A 25,654-nucleotide genomic window follows, 5' to 3' on the forward strand; every position below is an offset into this window, starting at 1 on the left:
CTATTATTCTTATTTAGAGTGCATAGTAATGAAATTTAATATTTATATTAAAATTTTGACTGCGTTCTTCGTGATTTTTTTAATTCTTGTTTTGGCATTTTTTAAATATTTAAAGTCAGTTGAGACAAAGATAATTGTTAATGCAGGACAAACGATGTCACAAGGACTTTTAATTAGTTTAGAAAAAGAGTTAATTAATAATCCGAAATCAAACTGGGATGCAATAATAAAGAAAAAAACAGATAATCTTATTCATCTTATAGTAATCGACAGTCTAAAACTCACCCTGAAGCAGAATAATCAATTAAATAATGGTGAAATCATTTTTTTATCAGGTACAACCTATCAATTTCTAAACGAGGTAATTGTAGAACATACTGCGTATAAAAAAATTGGTAATACCCCGTATGCATTAGCTTACAATTTTTCAGATCCTGGCGAAATTATTTTTAATTATATGAATCCTGTTTTAATACAAATCGTTCAACATTTATTATCAAAATCAAAAAATACATGGAGTAATGAACTATTACAGTTAGAAAAAATATATGGTTTTCCTCTTCATGTTTATAAAACTAAAAGTAAACACTTACCAGGTAATATAATTAATTCTTTATCAACAAAGCGTTTAGTATTTGAAACCAATAAAAACTCGTCACAAATTGTTATTCTCTATTATAGTTTTAGTGGTGGAATACTCAAAATTGGCCCACTAAGCTATCTGCCCGTTATGGCAAGAATCAGTGATGTTATGTATTATTTTATAGGGACTTTCTTTTTTTTATCCCTTTGTCTTATTGCCTTTTTTTCATTGCTTTTTGTTAGAAATATGAAAAAGGTGTATCAGATAACTAAAAATTTCAGTCAAGGGAACTTTGATTTTCATCGGAAAATAGGTACCACCTCTATTTTGTATGGGCTGTATGTAAATATCATCCACATGGGTGAGCAATTAAAAGAACTGATTGAATCACATAAACAATTGTGCCGGTTTGTCGCGCATGAAATTAGGACCCCTTTGTCAACCATACAAATGGCGACGGATAGTATCAAAAGGAAAAATGCTGAAGATGTATTACTCAATAAACAGCTAAACAGCATACAAGAAGATATTGCAGATATGAATCGCCTCGTCAGCACTTTTTTGATTTACTCAAAAATGCATTCAAACGAATTGAAATTAAAACAGTCTGAGACCGATATAATAGTATGGTTAAGAAAGCTATTAGAGTCTTATTCTTCATCGACATTTGAAATTACATTTCATACTAATGAGTTAAATTCTTTGAAAGCATACATAGATGAAAATAATTTAAAACATGCTGTTACCAATTTGATTACAAATGCTATGAAATTTGCAGAGCACACTATTTCTTTAACCATTTCGCTGGATAATAGTCATATTTTAATTCACGTAGACGATGATGGCTCAGGCTTGCCGGATGATGGTGCGGATGACATTTTTTCTGAATATACAATTGCCGAAAACTCCGGAATTGGAGATAAACATATTGGGTTAGGATTAGCTATTGTTAAAAAAGTTGTTAATCTCCACGGAGGAAAGGTCATGGCTACACAATCACCGATATTAAAAGGTGCTCGATTCACCATAGTACTTCCAAGATATTCTTAGCGATTAAGATTTTAGTTTTGGAAGTTGGCCCCAACTTTAGCATCTTTTGAAGTATCGATCTCTTGTTTCATCTCAACCAGTGCGTCCATAACCGCTGTTAACTGGAGTTTTGCATTTTCAAAACGTTTAGGGATGAATTCATCTTCCTCGCCATCAACCACTTCTCCAGTTCCAATACCTTTTTCAAGAGCACTGATAACCATACTAAGCTCTGATTCAAACGCCGATAATAGTTCATTATTCCCCTTTGCAGATTGCAAGATTCCATGCAATTTTTCCACTACATCTCCAGGAATATAAAGAGTGCCTTCACTACATTTGCTATATTCACGTTTCGCAATAGGTAATGAAAGTAGTTCATCAGCCTTGTGTTGACTCATCTGAAATATTTGTCTAACAGATTGTTTTAGTTCTAAGGGAGTTGGTGGCGAATTGCTAGATTTCAAAGATGCGAGAAGCTTATCACTAGCAGTCACTCGTCCATCTTTGCTATGTTCTTGCGCTGTCTCGATAGGAGTCTGTCCTTTTTCATTTCGCACTTCAAGACTAGCACCACACTCTATTAACTTTTTAATGAGATGTAAGGGCTCTTTTCTATAATTATAAAAATTCTGTACCGCATAGTGCAAAGCCGTCATGCTTTTTTTATCAGTACTATTAATATCAGCGCCATGTTTTAATAATAAAGCAATGACGCCATCATTACTTGGGCCACCAATAAGGACTTTTCCACAACTTACCATTGCCAGGTTTAACAAAGCTTTATTAGCTAGAATTGACTCGAGCAAGTCTTCATGACCTTTAAATACAGAAGGTTCTTTTAAACCTAAGAGAAGTTCTAGTACATCTCTATGTGTCAGTTGTTCTATAGGATCCGCCCGACCTAAGATATCACGGACACGGTTTAAATAATTTTCTTGTTCTTTACCTAATATTTGGTTTTCCTGTTCAACAAACTTTGCAACATCTTCTCCTTCAAATCGCAATTCTGGAAAACTATCAATTTTCTTTAAATCTTGAATGCTTAGAATATCTCGATTTAAAGCGATTTTTGCTATCAGTTCATCGGCTTCGTCTTTACCTAGAATTGCACGGGCATATTCTAGGGTGTTAACTTTTAATTCTTTAGCTGTTTGTGTTGAGGCAAATAAAGATTTTCGAACGGCAACTTGATATTCACCATGATGAAAAATAACACTGTTTCCAGCCTTCCAAATATTTCCTGCCATCGATGTGATAGGGGATGCCGGCGAAAGGGATCGGAAGCCGGTCTGTACATCTTGCGCATCCCATGGTCCAGTTCCACCAAACGTGATTTCTGGATGTTTCACTGACACTCTTTCTAAAAATGTTTTTTCCTGTGAGTTTGCTGCAGCATTAAGTTGATTGTCTGTATTACAACCTTCTAAAGTCACAAAAACTTCACCATGATGTGCGGGCAATGCTCGTTTAAAACCATGTAATAAATTATCAAAATTATCATCATATAACTGCTCACTTGGGCCATGGCAATTACCCATACCATATTCGCCACCACCAGCATGGCCCATAATAAATAATTTTGGGTTTTTCTCAAATATATTGTCTAGTTCTTCCGGTAAGTCTCGTTTGAGTTCATCCAAACTACTATAGATTTTTGGGGATTTATCACACTGATCGAAAAAATAATACTTCAAATCAGGGCCTTCTAAATAGACGCCAATTGGAACAAATTGCTTGAACCGTTGTTTTAAGTGAGGATTTATCACCACACCCCTCTGATTTTCAGGCAGTGGATGATCTGGATCTGGTTTATATATTAAGATTTCTATTGCAGCGTCTTTCATGGCTCATCTCGACTATTACTTAAAATAATAGGTTGATTTTATCAAAAACACTCGGCTCATATGTATATATATTGTACAAGCGTTCTAAAATGATACTTTTGTCGAGGGTAAATGATTATAGATTTGCGATATATTGGGTGAAGCTTTCATAACTGGACGAAAAATCCCAAGGTCGAGGCAAAAGAATTTTTCACTATTTTTGATAAGTCTTACATAAGATTGGTGGCTGAGATCTATATTTATTCCCAAGCCGCTGATACAAATATATATCCTTTTTTATGAATTGTTTTTATACGATAGGGCTTTTTATTATTATCATTCAATGCCTTTCTTAAACGTGATATTTTTAAATCGATACCTCTATCAACCCCATCATATTCATGCCCAGAAAGAGCATACATAATGCTATCTCGACTCAGCAACCTATCATGGTTCTTAACCAACAAAGCAAGCATTTCAAAATCACTGGTACTTATTGAAATTTCTTCATCAAAGAGCTGAACACTCTTAGTACTAAAATTGATAGAAAAATTGCCAAAGTGAAATTGATTTTGATTATTAACTAAATTGGGTCGACGTAACAATGCCTCTATTCTTGCTTTCAAAACCTCGTCTGCAACAGGTTTAGTTAAGTAGTCATCTGCTCCTAAATTTAAAGAGGATACTTCACTTTCAATATCATTAATTGCTGTTAGCATGAGTATTTTCCCCAAATACTCATCTCTAATGGTATGGCATATTTGATCTCCATTCATGCCAGGAAGCATTATATCTAATATTACTAGGCAAGGTTGCTCACGAATGATGCGATAGACCGATCTATCACCACGTTTTTCAATAGAAACATCATAACCTGCTTCTTGTAAGCTTTCTTTGAGGTAATTTGCTAACTTAACGTTATCTTCTACAAGCAATATTGATTTATCTTTCATTCGTTCTGTCTAAGCCTCTTTAAATAAGAAAACTCTCTAAACAAATTTAGTCTGAATTGATTTTTAAGTTCAGTGTTACATAGATATCAGTAGGTAAGCAAACACACGGCGCATCCGTACATTTTATATACAATTGATCTGTTTTAACTCGATATAATGATAGCTAATGGGCGAATCTGTGGAGATAAATTATGAGCGCTTATGTTAAAAATTTTGATGAACATAAAGAAATCAAATCTTCACGTGACATTTGCAAATCATTAAAACCTGTTCCCACAGCGTATATGGACAATAAACATTGTGAGCATTGCTATCCCGAAAAACGTTCTCATTTTCGAAGAAAATTTTTTAATTTATTCCATTATTTTATATTCAATCCATTTATCTATCTTTTATCTAAACTCTTTCTCCTATCAGAGCAGGATTTTTTACGATTCAATAACCTATTAAATCAGTTGGTCATTAATATTTTCCAAAAAATAAAACTATATACCAAGACTCAGACCATTGATAGGAAACAATTCAATAACAGTGTCCTTGCATTTTGGGATGAAGCACAAAAAAGAGGGCTAGAGCTGTATAATTTTAAGGAATCTAACTTGCATACTCTGTATTTTAAGTTGGTCTACAATAGGAAAAAATATTATTTCATACAGACTCCAATCTCTCTTATTTCTCAAAAAAATACACGCTTTGATGAGGATACTAAATATGATAATAAATGGAGCCTCAAGAAAAAATTATTAGATAGCCAAATTCCCTGCCCCTTAGGGAGGGTTTTTATTTCCAGCAAAAACGCCTACAACTATGGTATCTCATTGGGATTTCCTCTTGTGGTTAAGCCACTATCTGAATCTCTAAGTATTCATACTTCATGTACTATTCAAACTCCAAATGAATTAAAAGAAGCGATAAAAATAGTAAAGCAGGTTGATTTTCGCGTGCTGGTTGAAAAACACATTCCTGGTGATGTTTATCGGTCATTAATTATTAATGATTCATTAATCGCTTGTGTGAGACGACAACCTGAGAGCATTGTTGGCGATGGTGTAACTACACTTCAAGAGTTAATTGATAAAAAAAATAAAGTTACGTGGAAAGAAGGACATGGTGAATATCCCTACAAAATTACTCGAAATAGCAACTTAATGAAAATTTTGGCAGCCCAAGGAGTTGCTCTTAATACGGTAATAAACAAAGGACAACAAATCTTTATTGCCAAAAAAGTTACTATGAGTAGTGGTGCAAAAATCAGTACTGTTATCGACCTGATACATCCTGAGAATAAACTGTTATTGGAAAAAGTACATAAAATACTCAATATACCGCTTACAGGTCTTGATTTTATTTGTCAGGACATTTCTCTTCCATGGCATAAGCAACAATTTGGAATTATTGAAAATAATAGCTTCCCTTACATTGAATTACATCTCAATCCATCTGATGGGAAAGGAATTAATGTAGCAGGTAAAATTTGGGATTATGTACTCGATGTTTTAAGTCGAAGAAACGAGCAACCCAATTAATGTACATTATATATACAATTGGGTTTTTTTAACTCGGTATAATAACAGATAAGTAAATCTTTATTCGGATGAAACCATTATGAACTTGCACTGGAGTATTCTCATGAAAAAAGACAAAGAACAACATCAGCCTGTCCTTGAATCCATAACGGCAGATGAACCCAAAACCTCCTCTATAGCATTAGCTTTACAACAATTTAGAAAGGAAGCAGAAAAAAAAGAGGCTGCTGAGGAAGGTGCAAAAGTACGCTGCGGGACTTGTTTTAAAGAAATCGCACCTAAGCGCCTTTGTTCCGGACATGGCGCAGGTGGTAGCGGAGGTGATAGTGCCACCTCTGATAAGAAGACATCTGAGGAAAAAGCGAGTCCTGGTGAAGTTAAATTCCTAACTAAACCTGGCAAAGCAGTTGGGTCTGAAGATGAATTGGTAGGCGTGTTTGGTTCAGAAGAACTTGATTTAGAGTCTGGTTTTGACCCAGAAATAATTGCGGAATTGATCGCCAAAGGATTATTGCTGGTTGATAGTGATCGCGTATCAATGACTCTTTCAATTAAATTACAATGTGAACCTAGTAAATTAACTGAAGAACAAAGAGAAGAATTAAAAAAATTCATGGAAGCGATTATAAAAGAATTCAATGAATTTAAAGAAGAAAATCATCTTTCTGATGATTGCATACAAATCCTTCAAGATGAGGAGGGAAGCATATGTTCTCTTCGCATTACCATGCCCACATTAGCTTTATACGATGCATTTATTCAACAGCTAGCAAATAATTTAGTGCCCGTACCCAGTCCGAAAGCACAAGAAAGAGATGAGGTAACGAAAGAGCAAGGCCTTACTGCAAGTCCACTTTCAAGAGAACCAAGACCGTCTAATAAAAATCAACTCTCCAAACAAGAAGCTAATGAGGAGATACATAATACATCTGAGGATGGGGAACAAGAAATTTTTAACCCATCTCCTTTTAATATGAAGCCATGGTAATAGAAGTAGGTGTTTATTGATTTTTGAAAAGAACTTTAATTTCAAGGCCCCATTTTATTTCCAATAAGACAATTACGTAATTGGGAAATACCATTTCATGCTTTCTCAAGACTGAGCCCTTAAGTTTCGATATCTACAAGATCATTGAGGTCATTGGTTGCGTGTTAAACTGATACAGTGGATAGTTGATTTATAACGGATATTTCTTTTTATGGTTTTCTTATTTATCTGATTGAATGGTGTAGCTTTTTAGGCTATGATTGAAGCTTAGTTGGCTTCAACATAAAAATCATGTTTGATACTTCAATATTGTTTTCTGAATATCGGCGGCGTGTGCTGGCACTTTTATTGCTGCATCCTGATGAGCGTTATCATGTCCGAGAGATTGCGCGGTTAACGAATACCACAGCGGGTACACTTCATCGAGAACTATCCAAACTTGCTAAATCCAAAGTACTTCTGCGCGAGCAGAGCGGTAATCAAGTTTATTACCAAGCAAATCGAAATTTTCCTATTTATACGGAGCTTTCAAGCATTTTAAAGAAAACGTCTGGTTTGGTGGATGTGTTGTTTGATTTTTTAACTCCATTAGCTGAAAAAATTGAAGTAGCTTTTGTTTTTGGCTCGGTGGCCAAAGGAACCGAAAACCTTGGAAGTGATATTGATGTGCTTATTATTGGTGAGGTTGATTTTACAGAAGCAGTTGCAGCTCTTTATGCTGCCCAAGCGAGTTTAGGGAGAGAAATTAACCCCAAAATATATTCCAGGGAACAATGGAAGTCATCTTTACAAAAACAAGATCTTTTCATTCAGGAGGTTTTAAATAATCCCAAGCTATTTATTATGGGAGCTGAACATGACCTTGGATAATTTAATTGGCATCAGCCTGGAAAAAATACCACCTCACCCAGATACCATAAATCGGCTTTTGCATGCTGCTGAACGTAATATTGTGGATTCAAAAATTGACTTGGTTAGCGCGGAGAATCGCTTTGATGCTGCCTATAAAGCAATTATGCAAATAGCAAATGCAGCACTTCAATCTCATGGATATCGAACCTTGACTTCTAAACCAGGACATCATCAAACGATGATTCAGTTATTGCCTCAGACTTTAGGTATTGATAAAAAAACAGTGATTATATTGGATGCTATGCGTAAACAACGCAATATTGCAGATTATTCTGGCGATATTATTCCTGAGAGTGCAGTAATAACTTGTATTGCTCAAGCAGAAGCATTGTTAAAGGATTTTAAAAAATGGCTGAGTGTTAATGATGGAAAACAACAGTGATGTAAAGCAACAACTCAATGAATGTCTTGAGGTACTAACAAAGATTTTAGGCGCAGAGCTTTTGGGAGTTATCTTTATGGTTCTTATCTTATAGGTGGTTTGCAAAAATACAGTGACATTGATTTATTTGTTGTAACAAATCGTACCACAACGTCAAAAGAAAAGATGGAGTTGACTAACCATCTACTCCAAATATCAGGCATTTACATGAAAAGTACGAAGCCACCTATAGAAATGACCCTTGTGGAAAGGGTCGCAATTAATCCTTGGATTTATCCACCCCTTTTTGATTTCCAATATGGCGAATGGCTTCGCTCATCATTTGAAATGGGAAATTTTGAACCATGGTCTGATCGTGCAATGCCGGATCTTGCGCTGATTATCACGCAGGTCTTATTGAAGAGTCATACATTGATGGGGGAAAGCCCTAAGCAACTATTAGACCCGGTCCCATATAGCGACTTTATAAACGCGATGCTTCATGATCTTGATAGACTTTCAGCGGAACTTGAACAGGACACTCGAAATGTATTACTAACCTATGCACGGATTTGGAGTACATTAGAAACTAATGAGATTCGATCGAAACCTATAGCAGCAGATTGGGTGATTGATCGTCTACCTAAAATGTATCAGCCCGTGATGAACAGAGCGAAACACATATGCATTGGTTTGGAAGATGAATATTGGGATGATATTAATGTGCTTGTAAAACCCTGTGCTGATTTTATATTAAGTAGAATTATCGATCAAAAGTTATCAATAAATCTAAAAGATCCTTGCGCCTTAATAAGGCTAACCTAGATAGCGGGGCAGGAGATTATATTTGCCATTAGTATTATTTCAGTAAGGTTCATTCAGTCATTTCCAGGTATTCTGCTACATTGCTACACGATCATCAAATCATTCAAACCATCCAGATGAAATTATCTATGAAATCATAGAGTAATGCATTTTTTCTGTTACAAATTCGATCAATTATTTGTAGCAAAAAATTGCTACTATATTGCTACGCCATGCTACATTTCAAATGCTGAAAAAACACATCCCGAAATATACAAAAGAGGATGTCATGAGGAGTGGTCTGAGTTATCTGGTGTTGCTTATTTTTGTACGCCGCCATTTTTTGTAAAGAGTTCCTAATTTAAAATATTCTTATATAAAAAAGGAAAATGATAAAAAATGAAATAGCACGTGCATTTTATTTTTGGTTGCAATATGTAGCAAATAGTAGTGTCTATGTAGCATGGTTATTGCTACATATTTGTGGGGTATCTTGATGCAGGGATAGTGATATAATCCTTTTACACAGGCAACTTACAAGGCAATATAGATCTTTCATCAATAAGATGTAGCAAATGTAGCGATATATGGAAACCTCTCAGAGGTGATGCGCGATCAGCTAAATATTGAGTATCCATCAAAAGGGACATTGATAAACTAAGAAAAATTATTGATATCAGGATTATGAGTGAGAAAAAACATAAATTATTTAGGTTACAATAAAAATATATTCATCTTAATAATTGTATTGAGAAAAGAAAATACTATTCATTAATAGAACATGAAAGTTATCTGATAACAGAATGTAACTTAAAATTTATATGGTCAATAGCATGTCAACTAAGATTGAAACAGCTCGAATGATTTTGCGTTTAATTAACGAAGATGATTTAAAAGAGGTTGCTGAACTTAATTCTGATCCAGAAGTAAGGAAATTTTTTCCTGATGGAGTCCAAGACACAGATCAAACTGCGAAAAGAATAAAAGAATTCGTTAGTTTTTATAAAGAAAAAGGACTTCCTTGTTTTGTTATTTTTGATAATTCTTTAAAAGAGTTCATAGGACGTTGTGGATTTGGTCCAATTGAAACCGGAGAAATAGAAGTAGGTTATCTGTTGCATAAAAAATTTTGGGGGAAAGGATATGCTTCAGAGGCCTTGGAAGCACTATTGAAATGGGCTAGTACAAATATCGACTCAGAATATATTATTGCTTTTGCACCAGAAGGTCATATTGCGTCACAACGTGTTATGGAAAAGTGTGGTATGGAATATTACAAAGATGGGTATGGCCATGGTGTTATGTGCAAATTCTATCGTATGAAAAATAAATAGCATTATGCAGTACAAGAAATTGAGATTTACCAATAAGAGTTGATAGTTTATAGAACCTTATGGAATGTAAAAATATTGGATTCCTTCCTGCTAAAAGGTGGGGAAATGAAGAATAAAAATCGCAATGTAATTAAGGTATAATTTAATGGAATTAACACAGCAAAAACGGCTTCTATCGCATGTAATTTCTCCAGAAAAAATGGAACATATAATTCAAAAAATTACTGAGAGAATCAAATGCGAAGGAGATAAACCCTCGTTTTTGTTACTGAATTAATGTTTCATAAAAGAAGTAACAAAATGTCATTACAATAATAAATATGTATTTTTAAAAAATGACAAAAATTGATGTAATTACTAGTAGTTATGGGGAGTTATTCAAAAATGGCGTTTAGAATTAGGAATTTTATTGTTGGAGATGAAGTAGAAATTTATAAACTATTTCATGATGCAGTTCATTCTATTAACTCTAAAGATTATGATGAAGTGCAGCTAAATACATGGGCTCCGAAGGAAGCTGATTTGGAAAAATGGAGAGAGTCTTTAGAAAGAAATTATACTCTTGTGGCTGTAGAAGAACAAACAAACGTGATTGTTGGCTTTGCTGATTTAGAGAAAAATGGACATATTGACCGTGGATATGTTAATAAAGATTATCAAGCAAGAGGTGTTGGTCTTGCTCTTCTCAAAGCATTAGAACAAAAAGCTATTGAGTTAGGGATGAAAGAGCTATATGCGGATGTGAGCATCACGGCAAAGAAATTCTTGGAATTCAAAGGATATGTCACTGAAAAAGAACAAACTGTCTCTATAAACGGCGTAAAGTTTATTAATTATTTAATGAGGAAAAAACTATAAGCAAGTGATGGAAAAATGCAGATTCTTACCACCGCCGATGAGAGAAAAAAATATTTTTATTAATATTAATACTGACATGGTTAATTAAACTGAGATTTGATAACTTTTTACCAGGATCGGGGCCGTACCCCAACTTTAACCGATCATGTACGTAGTAGGTGTGGCGAAGTCAGAACACTTGGTGTTTCACCTCATTATAGAGGACAGGGTATTGGAAAGATCTTACTTCCCTATAGCTTAAATTATTTTTCAGATAAAAACTACCAAAACTGTTATCGGACTGTTGCGACACAAAATAATAGCGCGCTTCGTATCTATCAAAACCTTGGTTTTTCAATTGCAAAGCATTTTCAAGTTTACTGTTGGAAATTTCTTAACAATAGTTAAACCTCAGGTTTGGGGCTAGTCTAGCGAATTGTAAAAAGACCTAAAGAGAAATAGAAGTTTTTTAGTAAGTAATCGTTCATCATTGTTTATATCATCTCAACCCGAAACGCTTGATAAGAGGGTGATTCATAGGGATGAGCTTTCTTTAAGGCTGCAACAGCAGCTTTGATTTGCTCTTCAGTACAGATAATTTCTACTTTATATTCAGGCACTCTCTCAAGTTGATTGATTGTTCCAATAAAAGCATGGCTGCCAGGTAATGGCATAAACTGCCCCTCGCCTAATGTTTGCCACGCACAATGCTGATAATGATCCACACTTCCTGCCCCTGTATCAAAAATAGCATTTTTAACAATTTCTAAATGTGTTTCTGGAACACAAAAACAAAGCATGTACATGATATCACCTATGGGGAAATTAATTCTGTTTTCCAAGAGTTGCTTATCTTCGTATAACGAATTACCTCAGAAAAAGAAATGGAGCCGACTGTGTAAAAAATCCATGTTTTTGGGATGAAGCGGAAGCCAAAATAATCCTCACTCATAGGGATAGAAAGGCTTGCAAATTGATCACTCAATTCTTTTTTCCTTGTTTCCAATTGGCCTAAATCTTTAATGACAAGACCTGAAGTAGGGGCATAAGCAGAAAATCTTAATTGGCGTTCACGAGGAAGAGTTCTCCAAAAAGCTTCATTTTCTTCTTGGGAAATGGGTATTGCTGTTCCTTCTAAAATAACTTGTCGGCTCTGCATTGCAAATAAAAAATTTAAACAGGATTTAGGGTTATTTAATAATTCAGCAACCTTGCGTGTTTTTTGTTGAGTAAAAAATAATAGACTCTCGGTTTCAATTTCGCGAATGGCCACCACTCGACTATGAGGATCACCTAAGCTGCTACAAGTGCTTAAAACAGCACAGAAAGGATCCTCAATCCCTCGTTCTTTTTCCTTGTTCAACCATTCTTTTAGCATGTCAAAGGGCACAAATTTCTCCTGTTAATTGGTGTACTATGGTTAATGTATCAAGTTGAACTTATACTTTGAATGCACGAGGGTTCACTTCCACCATCGTTTTTGAACCTGATTTTACAATGCGTATTTGATTGTGTTCCACTAATAATTCAACTGCATGGTCGCGTTTTATTTTATCTCGCAACGGACTTAATTGTTGAATGGTTCGTAACGTTGTTGAACTAATATTCTTTTCAATAAACCAGCCCATAAGTTTTAGGGCATCGGAAAACTGCAAAGAAACGGTTTCGGTAGGCATAATTCGCCGTGCTTCTTGCAAATGCCAATTAATTATTTCAATAGCATTTTCGGTATGCTCTACACTAATATCCCCATCGCGTCCTTCAAAGAGATGAAAAAGTGCTGCAAGCCGCGCTGTATTTTCAGCCGCTTTTGATGCGAAATCAACGATATCGACCCACTGGCCTTGAGGTTTTAACCCTGCTTCTACCGCATTAAAAAATAAAATCCATTGTTGTTTTGCGGCCATACTCATTTTCAACAATGGAAGTTGAATACAACCTTGATGGCTTAATTGTTCTGACTGATTTAAGCAGGCAGTGACGCGTTGGTCATAATAGGTTAGAGAATGCAAAGAAGCAGGCGGTTCTTGGTAAAATCGATTTCCCATACTATTGGCAGGATAAGCCATGAGACAACGAGCTAAAAAACCGCTTTGTCGACTGATACCCGAAGCTTGCTTGGTAAGTTGTTGTAAGATAAGCGGTTGCATCATCAAGTTAAGTGTTAAGCGCCGATTTTCAATGGTAAATCCTTGCGTTGTTTTACGATGCGCGGTGAATGTCTTACCGTCCCACAAACGATTAAGCAAAGCTACAAAACGAGTCGGATTACCTTGCATGCTATGGCTACCTAAGATGATGCCTGCCTCATCAGACCAAAGGGAAGCGGAAGGCCAACCTTGAGCCAAATGAATGGCCAGTGCCTCTTGGGTCGCATCTTCAAAATAAAGAGTGGGTTGCAAAGGAATTTCCGGCTCTTGATGAATTAATTCATCAAGCATTTCTTTGGCATAATCAGAATCTTCCCCCGTATAAGTTGCACGTTTGATTTGAGAGAATAAACTATCTTTTTCCATTTGCCATACTTGATGTTGCGTTAGTGCTGATAACACTTCAGGCTCGCGCCTTTTACGAATCAATGTCTCCCAGTGACGCGCTGCTTTCGAAAAAACATTATCTGCAGCAGTTTTTCGGGTGCCAGAGCCGCTGGCAATTAAAAAATAAAGTGATACTGGACTAATTAAATAGTTGTCTCGCGCCACATTAGCAAGTGATTGGCATGATAGTGACATATTAGCCAAGGCGCTGCATGCAATCAAAGGCAGGGGTTGCTGTCCATATTGTTGATAGTCGATTACGGCTTTTCTTACAATTGGGGGAAGTGCCTCAACTGGATAAGGACAGTCAGGGGCTAAGATTGGAGAAAGTGGAATAGGTTGTCCCCATCCGACATTTTGGTGGACATTATTTTTGATCTCTAATTCATTCTGTTCAATAGTCATTGTGTTAGAAGATGAAGTTTTGGTTTCTGATTTTACCAGTAGCGTCTGTATGATGTAAAATTAGTGGCCTGGAATACAATATAGATGTCCTTTTATTATTGAGCATGAGATTTGAAGACGCTTTGATAAGTTTCTTTCCATTTTATCCTGGACAAAGTCGATTTTTTTGAGCAACCCAAACCGTTGCTTCTCCACACTCTGGGCCCCTAACGTTATGTACAAGGATTTTAAAATGGCACTCTAGAAGGATTTGAGTATATTCTTCGGAAGAAAGGGAGGCATGATATAAATCATATCCTCCATTATCACCCCAAACTTCTCCATACTCCGGTCCGGAAGTAAATATTAATAAACCATTTTGCTCCACTAAAGAGGCAAGGGATTTTAATGTTTTTCGTTGATCGTCATGAGGTAAGTGAAAGAAACTATGCCAGGCAATGACTGCATCGAATTTCTCTTGCAAATCTAAAGCCCTCATATCAGCAAGTAGCCATTTTGCATTTGGGAATCTTTTTTTGCATTGCTCAATCATTTTTTTACTTGCATCAATGCCTGTTACTTTATACCCTTGTTTCATTAAAAATTGGGCTATGGGTTCGCCCGTGCCACAGCCAACATCTAAAATAGTTCCTTTGGATGGAATCTGATTTTGTAGTAGTTCCAAATAAAATTGCTCCATTTTGAGCTCTTTATTGCGGTGACTATCAAACCACTCAGAAATTTCATCATAAATAAGGTAGACGTTGTTTTTATTTCTTTTCTTGATTGAGGGATTAGTTCGATATTTCAATTGAACAAAGCCACCGCCAATACATTTAGTTTCAATATGCTCCAGTTCGATGTCTTGTGCCAAAGGTCCAAATAACGAACGCCCAGAGCCGAGCAACACTGGTGCAATGGTTATTGTTAATTCATGTATTAAATGCGCGGCTATAAAATTCTGGACAGTTATACCGCCATCAATATAAAGATGTTTAAACCCTTCATCAGTTAAGCGCTTCACGAGCTCAATAGGTGTTTCGGAGGAGGTTGAAACATGTTTTAAATGAACAGGAATTTTTATGGGTTTGCTGCTCATCACTACAACTGGAAGCTCACCATAAGGCCAAGGATTAAATGATAATACTTTCTCAAAAGAATGCCTACCCATAATGAGTCCATCGACCGTAGATATGAACTCTTTATAACCACCATCCTCACCAGATGGCACAAGCTCATTTGCTTTGGTTAGCCAATCAATAGAACCATCATCTCTTGCAATAAAACCATTAAGACTTGTAGCAATAAAAACAGAACACTTAGCAAGCATAATCGTTTATCCTTTGTATACAGACTTATTGATTGAGTTCAGAGTCGATTCTTTTTGAAGTCAGATGAAGACTCTAGAAGTCCTAAACTTAAAGCTCCTGGAAAAACAGTATCATGATCCATATTATTTAGAACATTAAAAGCAGTGCTTAAATTCCTGTGAGGCTTGCTCATGATGGTTTCATTCAATAACTTTAAATCATCTATCATTTGGTAATCGCCTTTATTTTCTTGGTCGCCGATAATAAAGCAAACACGAGTATTTTCTTCAAGATTAAAATTTTGCTTTTTTTGAGCTGCTTTTAGCACCAAATGATTATCATACCAGAGAGAGGGGCTAACGATAATGTAACGATTAAATATTCCAGGATGGTGGACTAATAAATATACCCCAAATAATCCACCGTAAGAATGACCGACAAAAGTAGCGGTTTTATTAACTCTATATGTCTGGTGAAGATATGGAATAAGTTCTGAATGAATAAATCGATAAAATGATTCGGCACCACCCGAGTATTTTTGATATTCAGCTCCATATCCTCCTGATCCAACATAACTTGGTGTGTAATCTCTGGTTCTATTTTTCTTATACTCATTAGGATTTGCATAAGCTATCCCAACAATAATGGAGTCGTTGATTCTATTTCGGTCAGATAAATGCTCACTAATTTGTTTGGCTAATGCAAAGCTGTAATCAGCATCTAATAAGTAAATAGTTGGATAGTCTTTTTTGTTAGAATCATATTCTTTGGGGAGACTAATATATAAGTTATATTTGATTCCATTGATCTTTGAAGGAAACTCTTTGGTTAACGTATGATGTAAGCTAAATGTATTCGTGTATTTTTCCTCTAGCGGATTACTTTGTATCTTCGTCGATATGCTGGCTGCTGCCATAAGGCTTAAGGAAGATATTAAAATGAACAAGGTGAACATTTTTTTCATAAACTAGCCTCGCAAAGACTTTAAAATAAGAGCATTCATTTGTTTCTGAATTACCTCAGGCCCACGGTCACATAAATCAATATGTTTGGCTTCAGGTAGTGGAATAATTGTTATGGCTAATTGTTTTAACGACTCTTGAGAAGGCAGTACGCCTTCATCTGCCTTAGTATCATTTCCACGCAGCGATAAAATAGGTGTTAGCCCGGTACGTGGAAAAGGCATGCGCAAGCTATCCAATGATATAATTTTTTTCACAAATTGAGGATGGTTTCTTGCAAACAACATGGCAATATCACCACCATTCGAATGACCAATTAATGTCACTTTAGACAAGTTTAAACTGGGGTTGATCCGGCTAAGCTCTTTGATTACGTAAAGTATATTGGTACTTCCTCGTTCCCATAAGGGTTTGCGTCGCTCAAATAAATTGCCAGTTTGAGCTAATGGGGGATCTGATTTTAGATCATGCTGGATGCTTACAACAAAATAACCGTTTGCAGCAAGTGCATTGGCTAAGAATGAATATTCAGTATCGCGTACAGTGTATCCATGATTAATGATGGCAACGGGTAGTTTAATAATACCAGCATTTGCTTTCCCCTGTGATTCATTACTCACATAAATTTTAACTGGAATAAGTCGTTTGCGATCTTTATCATAAAATTTAATGGTCTTAGTTGAGATAAATGGATTGTTATCAGGCTCTGGATCCTGAGACCAATCAACCACTTTCCCGCGGGTAAAATCCCATCTATAAAGCCAAGAAACCCCAAAATGGGCATAGTAAGAATCAGCGGATAGATAGGCTTTATCCTGTAGTGCATCATCTAGGCTGATAAAATGATAACCGTATTCTTGGGCTATAGTTAAGAGTGATTCAATGGCTAATGAATTAACAAGATTGGCATGAAGTAGCCAAATCTGATTAATATTTCTACCAAACATTTGTTTAGATGCGCTTTCATAAAAGGCAAATTTAGCACGTGTATGTTTCAAGTAACTTTGAATGATTTTGTCTTTATTTTGAGGAAACTCATGTAATTGTTGGTTAAATTTCCAATCGTCAGTGTCTATAGTAACTGGAGCAACTAGGTATCCTTCATGTTTTAAAAACGACTCAAATTGAGAGCGAATCTTGAATGTTTCACCTGTATCAAGGTAGGGGTGCCTAAAGTAACGGTACTCTCTACCTGCACTTTGCATTAATTGTTTGGATATTTTAGAGCCATTAGTCACTTCGGCTTTAAATTGCTTGGTTGTGATGCTACTTAAGGACAGATGCGAATAAGTATGATTTCCCAAATCAAATCCGTTATCCACCCATAATTTTAGGAGATTTATTTTTTCTTGAGTTTCATTAGTGCGGTAGAGTTTCCCTTCATTCACAAATCCAATTGCAGGTACTCTATATTTGATAAGCGCATTTACTATTTGCTGATTTATTTGAGCTTGTTCCTCTATAGATTCTTCGATTGAAGCAGGTAAATCATCAAAAGTAATTGCTATTTCACTGGCGTAACCAAAAGCTTGATAGCAAAATAGGAATAGAGCTTGTGCTATTAATAAAGAAATGTTGGATTTCATGTATTATTTTTCCAATTCATTAATTAAGTAAAATAATTGATTCAGGGTCTCATTTTTCGCTCTGAAACTGGCGAAGGTTACATGTTTTTTACTATCTGCAATGTGTTTCGTAAAGGTAATCACACGACCATCTTTCTCAATCCAGCCGATGAACCATCCGTGTTGTAGTGATAGTTTTTGGCTTTTGTCTTTTGTTAACTGTCGACCATTCCCTGTTTTTCCATACAGTTTCCAACCACCCGCTAATTCTTGAATATATAGAATGTCTTTAGTCATAGTGAAAGCTTTGGGATTCACGGATAGTTTTTTATTGACTATTTTTTGCAGAAACTGAATTTGCTCACTTGGTGAGATGGCAAGCGAGCTTGATAGCCAGGAATGGGTTAATCCATTATTCTGACCTTTGTCGCCGGAAATATCCTGATTGCCATAGTGAAATGCATCAACATAATTCTTAAATCGAGTCATACCTAATTGTTGTGTTAGAACTTGTGAATACCAAACACAGGAATCTCTTATCCAGGTACGTGGATTATGAGGATATTTCCAAACATTAAGATAAAGTTCATATTCTTTTTTGTACGGCCATTCCGGATTGAGTGTGTCTTTTAATATTCCTGAATCAAAACCCATAAGACTCAAAGCAATTTTAAAGGTTGATTCTGGCGCAAAACGCTTATTGCAATCTTTACCCTCGTGCTTTAGCACAGTTTGATTTTCCTGTACCAAAAAGCAAGTACTTTGGGCCCAAATAGTTCCGCAATAAAATAGTGTCAACCATAGAAGTACGCTTAGTTTCTTCATAACAACTCCAACATCATGTGAATTTATATCGATATGGGTACGAGCTACACTGCTGTACCCACAGGTGATTTATAGCGTGGTATTACTTAGGCTATTTAGAGCAACCTTACGAAATACTGGAGCAGCCAATTCTCCACCGGAGGTTAAAGTCTTACCATTTTTTCTTGAATGACCGTCTTCTATTACAACCACCATGGCATAACGTGGCGCATCAACCGGTACAAAACCTGCAAACAAGGCAATATGCTCGCCTTCTGCAACATTAATATTTTCTGTAACAGTTCCTGTTTTACCCGCGACATGAACACCAGGAATCGCAGCAAGTTTTCCTGTGCCATTTATAACAACGTTCTCGAGGATATGATTTATTGAATTGGTTGTTGCTGCTGAAATGATAGGAGCCTCTTCTCCTTTGAATGGACGTCCAAAGTTTGCAAGAATGGCGTAGGATTTTGTTAATGAATCAATTGTGACCGGTATATTCTCCCCAAGAGAAACCATTGCAAGTTGCAAGTCATCACTTTGATTTGCTTGCCACCAAGTATTAATATCAAAACCAAATTCAGTGAGTTTTTTACGAATTACAGGTAGTCCAGTTTCTTGGGCGACTTTAATCATGCATACATTACTTGATCTTGCAACCGCTTGGGTCAATGAAGTAGGGCCTTGACTTACATAGTAATCTGTAAATGTTTTACCTTCTACGGAGTAAGGTGAGCGACAATCATATTTTTTGGTTTCAGAACTATTCCCAGCATCAATTGCTGCCGCCGCAATAAACGGTTTTATCGTAGAGCCAGGTGAAAAAACACGTGATTTCCAGCTATTCTGATTTTCATCATTACCGGACTCAGCAAAGGCAATGAGATTACCAGTTTGTGCATTGACGATTGCAATAACCCCCGATTTTGCATGATAGTTTTTTACCGCCATTTTAATTTCTTGCGCGGCAATTTGTTGCATTTTAGGATCTAAATGAGAGGTATCGATTTCTTGTGCCTTAGAACCGGTCAATGAACCGACTGCTGAATAGGCGACACAGATTGGTGCCAAAATAGAAACCCCCATAAATCCAACTGCTAACCATAATGATTTAGATGGTTTAAGTGGATAAGCTGATAACATTGAAATTCTCCTGATGATAAAAGTACAGTCTTCATTGTCTTTGCCCAAGGCCATACCTACCGTGCATGCAATTTCTAGGTCTGATGACAGAGAACATTGAGACACTGTCTGCACTACATGAAACAGACAGCTGCCATAGTCATGTGCCGAAATTTTTGGCTGGCCAACCAATACTTCATCACATGAACATTCTTGTAATTCGCTTAAAATACGACCCCATCGAATAACACCTGGATTACCCCAGAAAAGAATGCGCAGGGCTTCAATAAAATAGGCCCATAGACAATCACCATTACGATGATGTTGGCCCTCATGAGCAATGGCAATCTTCACATTTTTGGAGGAAGAAAATAGGGATACGGGTAATACGATATAAGCTTTGTTAAATAAAACGACGGAGAAAGGAATATGACAACGTCGAGAAACTTTAATGACCAATTTACCGGAAGTTCGATATGGAATTGCTTCAGCTAATAGTGCTCTTAAACTGCCCAAACTCAACAATACTTTATAACTGCGAAATAAGACGAGCAAACAAAATACGATATAAAAAATATGAAAATAACTCGTATTGCTTATTGAAAAAGAGGTTGCTGATTCAGGAGTCTCTTGGGAGTGTTTAGACTTTAAAATAGGTTGATTCACATACTCTTGCAAAGCATCAATGGATGCATAGTGATGCCGCTCCAATTTTTGATTGGTTTTAATACAATGAACCATTAATGGAGAAATCACACAGCTAATTAATAAAAAGCGAGCCAATTTGAGTTTAAATGATGGCTGATTTGAGAGCCAACGACCGCCAATAAACCATGAACTGACTAAAAGCAAGCAATGAATGCTCAATAAAATTTCCAGGAATAACATAATCATGCCTCTATTTTTTGTTCAGAGGTTACTAATTGTTTTAGTGCTTCCTCAATTGCTTGAATGTCATCATGTTGTAGCTTTTTGGCCATCAAGAGTCTTTGCACCAGTGCTACAGGTTCACCATCAAAAACATTAGTGACCATATGCTCAATGCACGTGCTTTCGTACTCAGCCTTGGTAACAATTGGGAGAAAAACATGGGCATAAGTATTTTTTTGGCATCCCAAAAATCCTTTTTGTTCAAGTACTTTTACTACAGTTGCCACAGTGGTATAAGCTAAAGGTCTTTCTTTGGGCAAATGTGAAACAATATCTTTAATGGTTACTTTATTAAGGCTCCAAATAATATTCATTAATTCAAGCTCTACCTCTGTAAGGAGGCGATCATGAGCAAAAGTGTTTTCCCCTCTTTTTATTGACATTTTTTCTCCAGAAACTAAGTAAAACATAATCTACTATATTTTTAGTAGATACTACTATAAAAATAGTAGCCTTGAAATAGTTTTGAAAGAAAATAAATTTGTTGAAGTTTTATTTAGTTAAGACATCTTATAGGGGCTCTGGGTGCAAACCCCAGAGCTCCTACTTAATGATCGACAAATTAAACGTATGCTGAACTATTGAATTGTGGTGGTTTGTACAAAACGCTGCGGTGCTTAGAACAGCCCTAAGTCAAAATGCTTTTGCTCTACCTCTTGTTGCCCTTTAGTAGCAACGCCTGTCGTTTTAATTTGTGTCTGCTCTTGTAAACGTGGGTTCATTTCTTGGGTGGGATTTTCTTTTAAACGCATATCAAGAGGCAATTCTTCTCGTATTGATAACCATTGCCCAATAGCACTTAGATCACCAACGATAGGCTCTGCAATTTCTCGAAAAACAGCGGGTCCATTCTCGCTATTAGTGAGACAAACAACTGCTTCATCAGTAGTAAGGTTGATCGCTGCTAAATTGCGTCCAGTTCCATTATCACCCCAATGAAAAGCGATACGGGTTCCATCGGTATTTTTCTGAATCCCAATTCCTAGACCCCAAGAGATTTGATCTAAAGTATCAGTAGAGACTCCTTGCTTCATTGCTTTAGTATCTTTATCTTTCAACGATGAAACAACCGGTTTAAACATTTCCCATCTAATATAGGGATCGTTAATACAGGCTTTTAGAAATTTTGCATAGTCAGAAGTCGTTGTATACAAGGATCCTGCCGGGTGAACCATATAAAATTTTTGCTTACGATTTACTGAGCCATCTTGATCATGGCCAATTGCTATTGTTGCAGCATGTTCTGGAGGATGACCAATAATTGTAGTCACAAGGGGTAACTCCCTTGCTTCAACAGGTATTGGCTTTGACCAAAAAAATGGTGGTATTTGAGCAAAGCGAGCTTTGATTTCTTGTAGGCTTTTTTCTTCAAGTTGGTTGGAATTTTTTTCAGTCATTTGTACGCTGCCGTCTACTGCCCTTTCAGCAACAAATAATTTATCCTTTTGTAGGATAATACTTAATTGACCATGTACATCTAAAGTATCTTTTAATAATTTTTTAATGCGTTCAGGAGTTGGTTCTTCCTCTTCATCTGGCAGTTTAATAAGACTGCAACCCGTTGGTGGCATGAAACTACTATCAGTCATACCTATCTTAGCAAACTCTTCTTGAGCTAAAGCTTCCAGTGATTTTGCAGTAATGTGTTCCACAATTTCACCTAGAAATTGATAAGCTACTCCTGAATAATCAAATTGTTTTCCTACTTCAGAGACATACTTTAGAGATTCTGGTGATGAAAATTCGTTAGGTAAGCCTGCTTGATGGGATAGGATCATACGGGCAGTTAATTTTTTATAATTTTTATCAGTTCGCATCTGTGGAGGACCAAAATCGCCGTATTCATGGAGTGGTTTGTCTAAATCAATGAGATCTTTTTGCGCTAGTTTCAATACAATATAAGCAAATACAGGTTTACTCAATGAAGCGGCTTCAAAAACAGTCGAACTAGTAACTTCTTCAGGTTTGCTGACATTAGTCACACCTACCTCTTCTGTAGTAACAACTCCGCGGTCAGAAATAATTGCTGTGGCAATACTTGGGATACTAGTTCTTTTTTGCAATTCACTTAAAGAACTTGTCCGTTCTTTAGATGGATTGGGTCTTGGAAGTGGATTGATGCCCCAATTATTAGTTTTACCCCCTAGCTCATCAATAGTTCTAGCAAAACCCCATTTTGGAAAAAAATAGTTCGAAGCCAGTTCTATTTGAATTGTCGAAGGGACAATTTGTTCCGCAAGAATATGTCCATTATGTGAATTAGCGAAAAATACCATGGCACTCTTATCCTTTAAATTGATTGCAACCCACGCTCTGCAATCATTCATGTCACCCGAATGATAGGCGGTAACAACCTCTTCTTTTTCATTGGTTTGTAACCCCCAACCTAAACCCCATGCAACATGGCTTAAAATGGAATCGCGTATCTTGTCTCTAGCAATTCCAATTGCTCCCGCCAAACCTCTATCGTGCGTCATGAAGGCATGCGGAATAAAAGGATTTTCAATCGAGCTGTCATGGCTTAGATGTTTGACAAACTGTGCATAATCTGATGCCGTAGTTCTTAGTGTATTGGCGGCACATGGTTTGGGTTCTTTACATCCATATTGTGAGACTACAGCTCCAATCAGCTCCGGATTGTTTGAAAGTTTACCTTTATCAGGTAACTGTTCAAGAATGCTTGAAACTACTCTTTCCGGAAAGGAGCGATTGACTATTTTTCCATTATCTAACCAATATGCTGTTAGTTGCTCATCTTCTTTTAGTATGACAATCTGACCAGGTTTCATTTCATCAAACAAGGGTTCTTTTTCAGCATGCAAAAGCGAGTGATAGGCCTTTAATGGCTCATAAGTGCTATGAGTCATGTCACAACGATCAAATACATGGTTTTTGGCCAATGTTTCTAGATTTGCTTCAGTCAATTTTTCAATCACTTGTTGTAAGTACACGATACCAACATTTGAGTATCCATGCATTTTTTCTTTAGAATCTTTTTCTTTAGGGTTAGGAATGAACTGAAACTTCATTTCACCATGAGCAAGGCCTGTTGTATGTGATAACACCATCCTTGCAGTGAGTGCTTTAGCACAGACAACAGCAGATTTGTCAGACATATCAAATTTCATTCCATCTATCTCAAATTCTTCTAATGGTAGAATATGAAAAAGAGGAGTATCTAAATCAAATTGACTCAGGTTGAATTTATCCAAATTAAATTTACCTGTCCCGCGCTTTGCTTGATTCGCCGCATTGGACTGCATCAATTTTTGTACTAAATAGGCAAATACGGGTTTGCTTAGCGAGGCTGCTCCAAAAACGGTTTCTGGTTGCACTTTTGTAGGTGGTGCAAGGCCTGTTAGAGTAGTTATTAATTCAGATTCTTGAGAATTGGCCAATTTATAAGTATCAGTACAACTTTCTCGTAACTTTTGATATGAGGATTGATTACTTTCATTTAACTGTATTTGATGAACGCTTTGTGTTGTTTGATTCACATAATAAAGTGTGTCGTCAAATAGAACTACAGCATCTTTAGTTCCTAATCCCAACTTATGAAAGGGATATTTGAGTGGATCAACAGGTATTGCAAAAAGGCCGCAACCATCTGTAAGCCCTTTTTCTTGAGTAGATATGATTCCATCACTGCTTATAAAGGCAATAGAAATTCCTGGAATTTGTGCTTTAGACATGACATCCAGCAAAAGTAATTCCGCCATTTTTGCATAAGACATACAATTGATCATAATAAAAACAAGTAAGTTAATTATACCCTATGCCGTAAAATTTATTCTCAATCAGTATTTTTTTACAAATTTTTAACATTGTCGGATGTTTAGATTAGCCGTTTTCTAGACGGAAAGAAGAACCTAAAATGGATTCCGTTGAGATTGGATCGGTAAAAACAAGACCGATCCAAAATTTATAGCTATTTTTTTACATGTTGTAAGCATCTACGATACTTTTGAGCCAAGTCTTTGCTTCTGGACTGACCTTTTCATCCTTCAAAGCAATATCACAAACAGCATATTTTCGTGAAGTTTCTTCGCCATACATATCATCTAATGCCTTATTCCAAAGCGTTAATATGTTGGAGTCTGGCGTTTTGCCTACTTGTTCAAGAATACCATAAAGCCTATGCTTCCAATAAGCGTCTAAAGCCTTCTCTAACCATGTCATAATCTCTGGTGTTAAACCAATTTCATCAAGACCTTTTCCTTCTCCAAATCCTTTTTCCCATTTTTTGGTTCTCAGATGGGCATATTTTTTACCGTATACGCTATTAACCCATTCCATGTAGTTTTTCCCTGTTTGGATACCTATAGTGGAATCAGGATCGTGTTTCATACTTTGTTTCAATTCATCTAAAAGTTGATGCCATTGTTTTTCAAACTCAGCCTTGTTATTTGTTTTCATTTCCTTTTCAAATGCTACGTATTGTTTGAGCTCATCAGGAGTAAATATTTCCTTAACCCAATCATGTTCAAGATGCTCTGCCATTTTATATACCTCAATCAGTTGTATAATGGTTTCCCATGGAATGGATTGATTGACATCAACAGAGTCTATAATGCTTCTTAAGGTTTTAGCTCCGGAAGTACATGCCAATGCTTTTTGTTCTAACACTTGAGCTTGGGCTTCAAAATGGTTTAGCGCGTGACGTTCTTCAGAGAGCAAGGTTTTGATTTGTGATAGCTCAAAACCAAAAAACTTTAAAGCAATAATCTGTTGTAATTTCAATAAATCCTTCTCGGAGTAAATACGATACCCATTGGACTGTCGTAATGAAGGTTTAAGTAAACCAATGCGATCATAATGATGCAATGTTTGCACCGAAACACCAGTTAATTTGCTTAAGTCTTTTACGAACCATTGAGTCATAGT

Annotated in this window: 22 protein-coding genes; 9 read left to right on the top strand and 13 right to left on the bottom strand. The window is 36.3% G+C overall.

From position 1 onward, the window contains the following. Nucleotides 1-70 precede the first annotated feature (70 nt). Nucleotides 71-1,633 (top strand): sensor histidine kinase, encoded by a 1,563-nt coding sequence (locus ACWTE2_RS16885; protein WP_243753453.1) that lies wholly within the window; start codon nt 71-73, stop codon nt 1,631-1,633. An 11-nt stretch (nt 1,634-1,644) separates the two neighbouring features. Here ACWTE2_RS16885 and ACWTE2_RS16890 read toward each other — a convergent pair whose 3' ends face one another. Together ACWTE2_RS16890 and ACWTE2_RS16895 are read right to left on the bottom strand one after the other, a co-directional pair. Next, on the bottom strand, nt 1,645-3,459 hold the full coding sequence (locus ACWTE2_RS16890) for an ankyrin repeat domain-containing protein (RefSeq protein ID WP_014845060.1): 1,815 nt from the start codon (nt 3,457-3,459) through the stop codon (nt 1,645-1,647). Nucleotides 3,460-3,698: 239 nt separating this feature from the next. Continuing rightward, nucleotides 3,699-4,391 carry a response regulator gene (locus ACWTE2_RS16895; protein ID WP_014845061.1) on the bottom strand — a complete coding sequence of 231 codons (693 nt, stop codon included), beginning with the start codon at nt 4,389-4,391 and terminating at the stop codon, nt 3,699-3,701. Between the two features lie 191 nt (nt 4,392-4,582). Between ACWTE2_RS16895 and ACWTE2_RS16900 the strand changes: the two genes are divergently transcribed. The 8 genes from ACWTE2_RS16900 (at nt 4,583) to ACWTE2_RS16935 (ending at nt 11,561) form a co-directional block, all read left to right on the top strand. Continuing rightward, entirely contained in the window at nt 4,583-5,917 is a 1,335-nt protein-coding gene (locus ACWTE2_RS16900) for a hypothetical protein (RefSeq protein ID WP_014845062.1), read from the top strand. 103 nt (nt 5,918-6,020) lie between these two features. After that, on the top strand, nt 6,021-6,905 hold the full coding sequence (locus ACWTE2_RS16905; protein WP_014845063.1) for a hypothetical protein: 885 nt from the start codon (nt 6,021-6,023) through the stop codon (nt 6,903-6,905). A gap of 291 nt (nt 6,906-7,196) precedes the next feature. Continuing rightward, nucleotides 7,197-7,775 (top strand): nucleotidyltransferase domain-containing protein, encoded by a 579-nt coding sequence (locus tag ACWTE2_RS16910; RefSeq protein ID WP_014845064.1) that lies wholly within the window; start codon nt 7,197-7,199, stop codon nt 7,773-7,775. After that, nucleotides 7,762-8,199, top strand: coding sequence for a DNA-binding protein (locus ACWTE2_RS16915; protein WP_019350461.1), 438 nt, complete (start codon nt 7,762-7,764; stop codon nt 8,197-8,199). The genes ACWTE2_RS16910 and ACWTE2_RS16915 overlap by 14 nt, the downstream gene beginning before the upstream one ends. 207 nt (nt 8,200-8,406) lie before the next feature. Then, nucleotides 8,407-9,003, top strand: coding sequence for an aminoglycoside adenylyltransferase domain-containing protein (locus tag ACWTE2_RS16920; protein WP_019350459.1), 597 nt, complete (start codon nt 8,407-8,409; stop codon nt 9,001-9,003). Nucleotides 9,004-9,815: 812 nt separating this feature from the next. Continuing rightward, nucleotides 9,816-10,316: a GNAT family N-acetyltransferase gene (locus ACWTE2_RS16925; protein WP_014845068.1), complete on the top strand. Its 501-nt coding sequence runs from the start codon at nt 9,816-9,818 to the stop codon at nt 10,314-10,316. A 384-nt stretch (nt 10,317-10,700) separates the two neighbouring features. Next, complete coding sequence (locus ACWTE2_RS16930; RefSeq protein ID WP_014845069.1) at nt 10,701-11,174, top strand: GNAT family N-acetyltransferase; 474 nt, start codon at nt 10,701-10,703, stop codon at nt 11,172-11,174. A gap of 96 nt (nt 11,175-11,270) precedes the next feature. Further along, nucleotides 11,271-11,561 carry a GNAT family N-acetyltransferase gene (locus ACWTE2_RS16935; protein WP_076547508.1) on the top strand — a complete coding sequence of 97 codons (291 nt, stop codon included), beginning with the start codon at nt 11,271-11,273 and terminating at the stop codon, nt 11,559-11,561. A gap of 86 nt (nt 11,562-11,647) precedes the next feature. On the opposite strand, the gene ACWTE2_RS16940 is transcribed toward ACWTE2_RS16935, so the two are convergent. From ACWTE2_RS16940 to ACWTE2_RS16990, 11 genes are all read right to left on the bottom strand, one after another. Beyond that, entirely contained in the window at nt 11,648-11,959 is a 312-nt protein-coding gene (locus ACWTE2_RS16940; protein WP_019350456.1) for a YqfO family protein, read from the bottom strand. A gap of 8 nt (nt 11,960-11,967) precedes the next feature. Further along, the gene (locus tag ACWTE2_RS16945) at nt 11,968-12,543 is read right to left on the bottom strand and encodes a pyridoxamine 5'-phosphate oxidase family protein (RefSeq protein WP_014845071.1); all 576 of its coding nucleotides are present in this window, start codon (nt 12,541-12,543) and stop codon (nt 11,968-11,970) included. Nucleotides 12,544-12,592: 49 nt separating this feature from the next. Then, nucleotides 12,593-14,095, bottom strand: a complete 1,503-nt coding sequence (locus ACWTE2_RS16950; RefSeq protein WP_014845072.1) for a YfjI family protein — start codon at nt 14,093-14,095, stop codon at nt 12,593-12,595. Between the two features lie 142 nt (nt 14,096-14,237). Next, a complete protein-coding gene (locus ACWTE2_RS16955) occupies nt 14,238-15,404 on the bottom strand; it encodes a methyltransferase domain-containing protein (RefSeq protein ID WP_014845073.1) in 1,167 nt (388 codons plus the stop codon). A gap of 38 nt (nt 15,405-15,442) precedes the next feature. Further along, a complete protein-coding gene (locus ACWTE2_RS16960) occupies nt 15,443-16,348 on the bottom strand; it encodes an alpha/beta hydrolase (protein ID WP_014845074.1) in 906 nt (301 codons plus the stop codon). 3 nt (nt 16,349-16,351) lie between these two features. Then, on the bottom strand, nt 16,352-17,932 hold the full coding sequence (locus ACWTE2_RS16965; RefSeq protein ID WP_014845075.1) for an alpha/beta fold hydrolase: 1,581 nt from the start codon (nt 17,930-17,932) through the stop codon (nt 16,352-16,354). A gap of 3 nt (nt 17,933-17,935) precedes the next feature. Continuing rightward, the gene (locus tag ACWTE2_RS16970) at nt 17,936-18,736 is read right to left on the bottom strand and encodes an oxacillin-hydrolyzing class D beta-lactamase OXA-29 (protein ID WP_014845076.1); all 801 of its coding nucleotides are present in this window, start codon (nt 18,734-18,736) and stop codon (nt 17,936-17,938) included. A 69-nt stretch (nt 18,737-18,805) separates the two neighbouring features. Further along, entirely contained in the window at nt 18,806-20,728 is a 1,923-nt protein-coding gene (locus tag ACWTE2_RS16975; protein WP_019350454.1) for a M56 family metallopeptidase, read from the bottom strand. Nucleotides 20,729-20,730: 2 nt separating this feature from the next. Further along, nucleotides 20,731-21,153, bottom strand: coding sequence for a BlaI/MecI/CopY family transcriptional regulator (locus ACWTE2_RS16980; protein ID WP_014845078.1), 423 nt, complete (start codon nt 21,151-21,153; stop codon nt 20,731-20,733). 234 nt (nt 21,154-21,387) lie between these two features. Next, entirely contained in the window at nt 21,388-24,504 is a 3,117-nt protein-coding gene (locus tag ACWTE2_RS16985; protein ID WP_014845079.1) for a serine hydrolase domain-containing protein, read from the bottom strand. Nucleotides 24,505-24,706: 202 nt separating this feature from the next. Next, nucleotides 24,707-25,651 carry a MerR family transcriptional regulator gene (locus ACWTE2_RS16990; RefSeq protein ID WP_014845080.1) on the bottom strand — a complete coding sequence of 315 codons (945 nt, stop codon included), beginning with the start codon at nt 25,649-25,651 and terminating at the stop codon, nt 24,707-24,709. Nucleotides 25,652-25,654: the final 3 nt, after the last annotated feature.

Source organism: Legionella nigrisilvae (assembly GCF_977063395.2).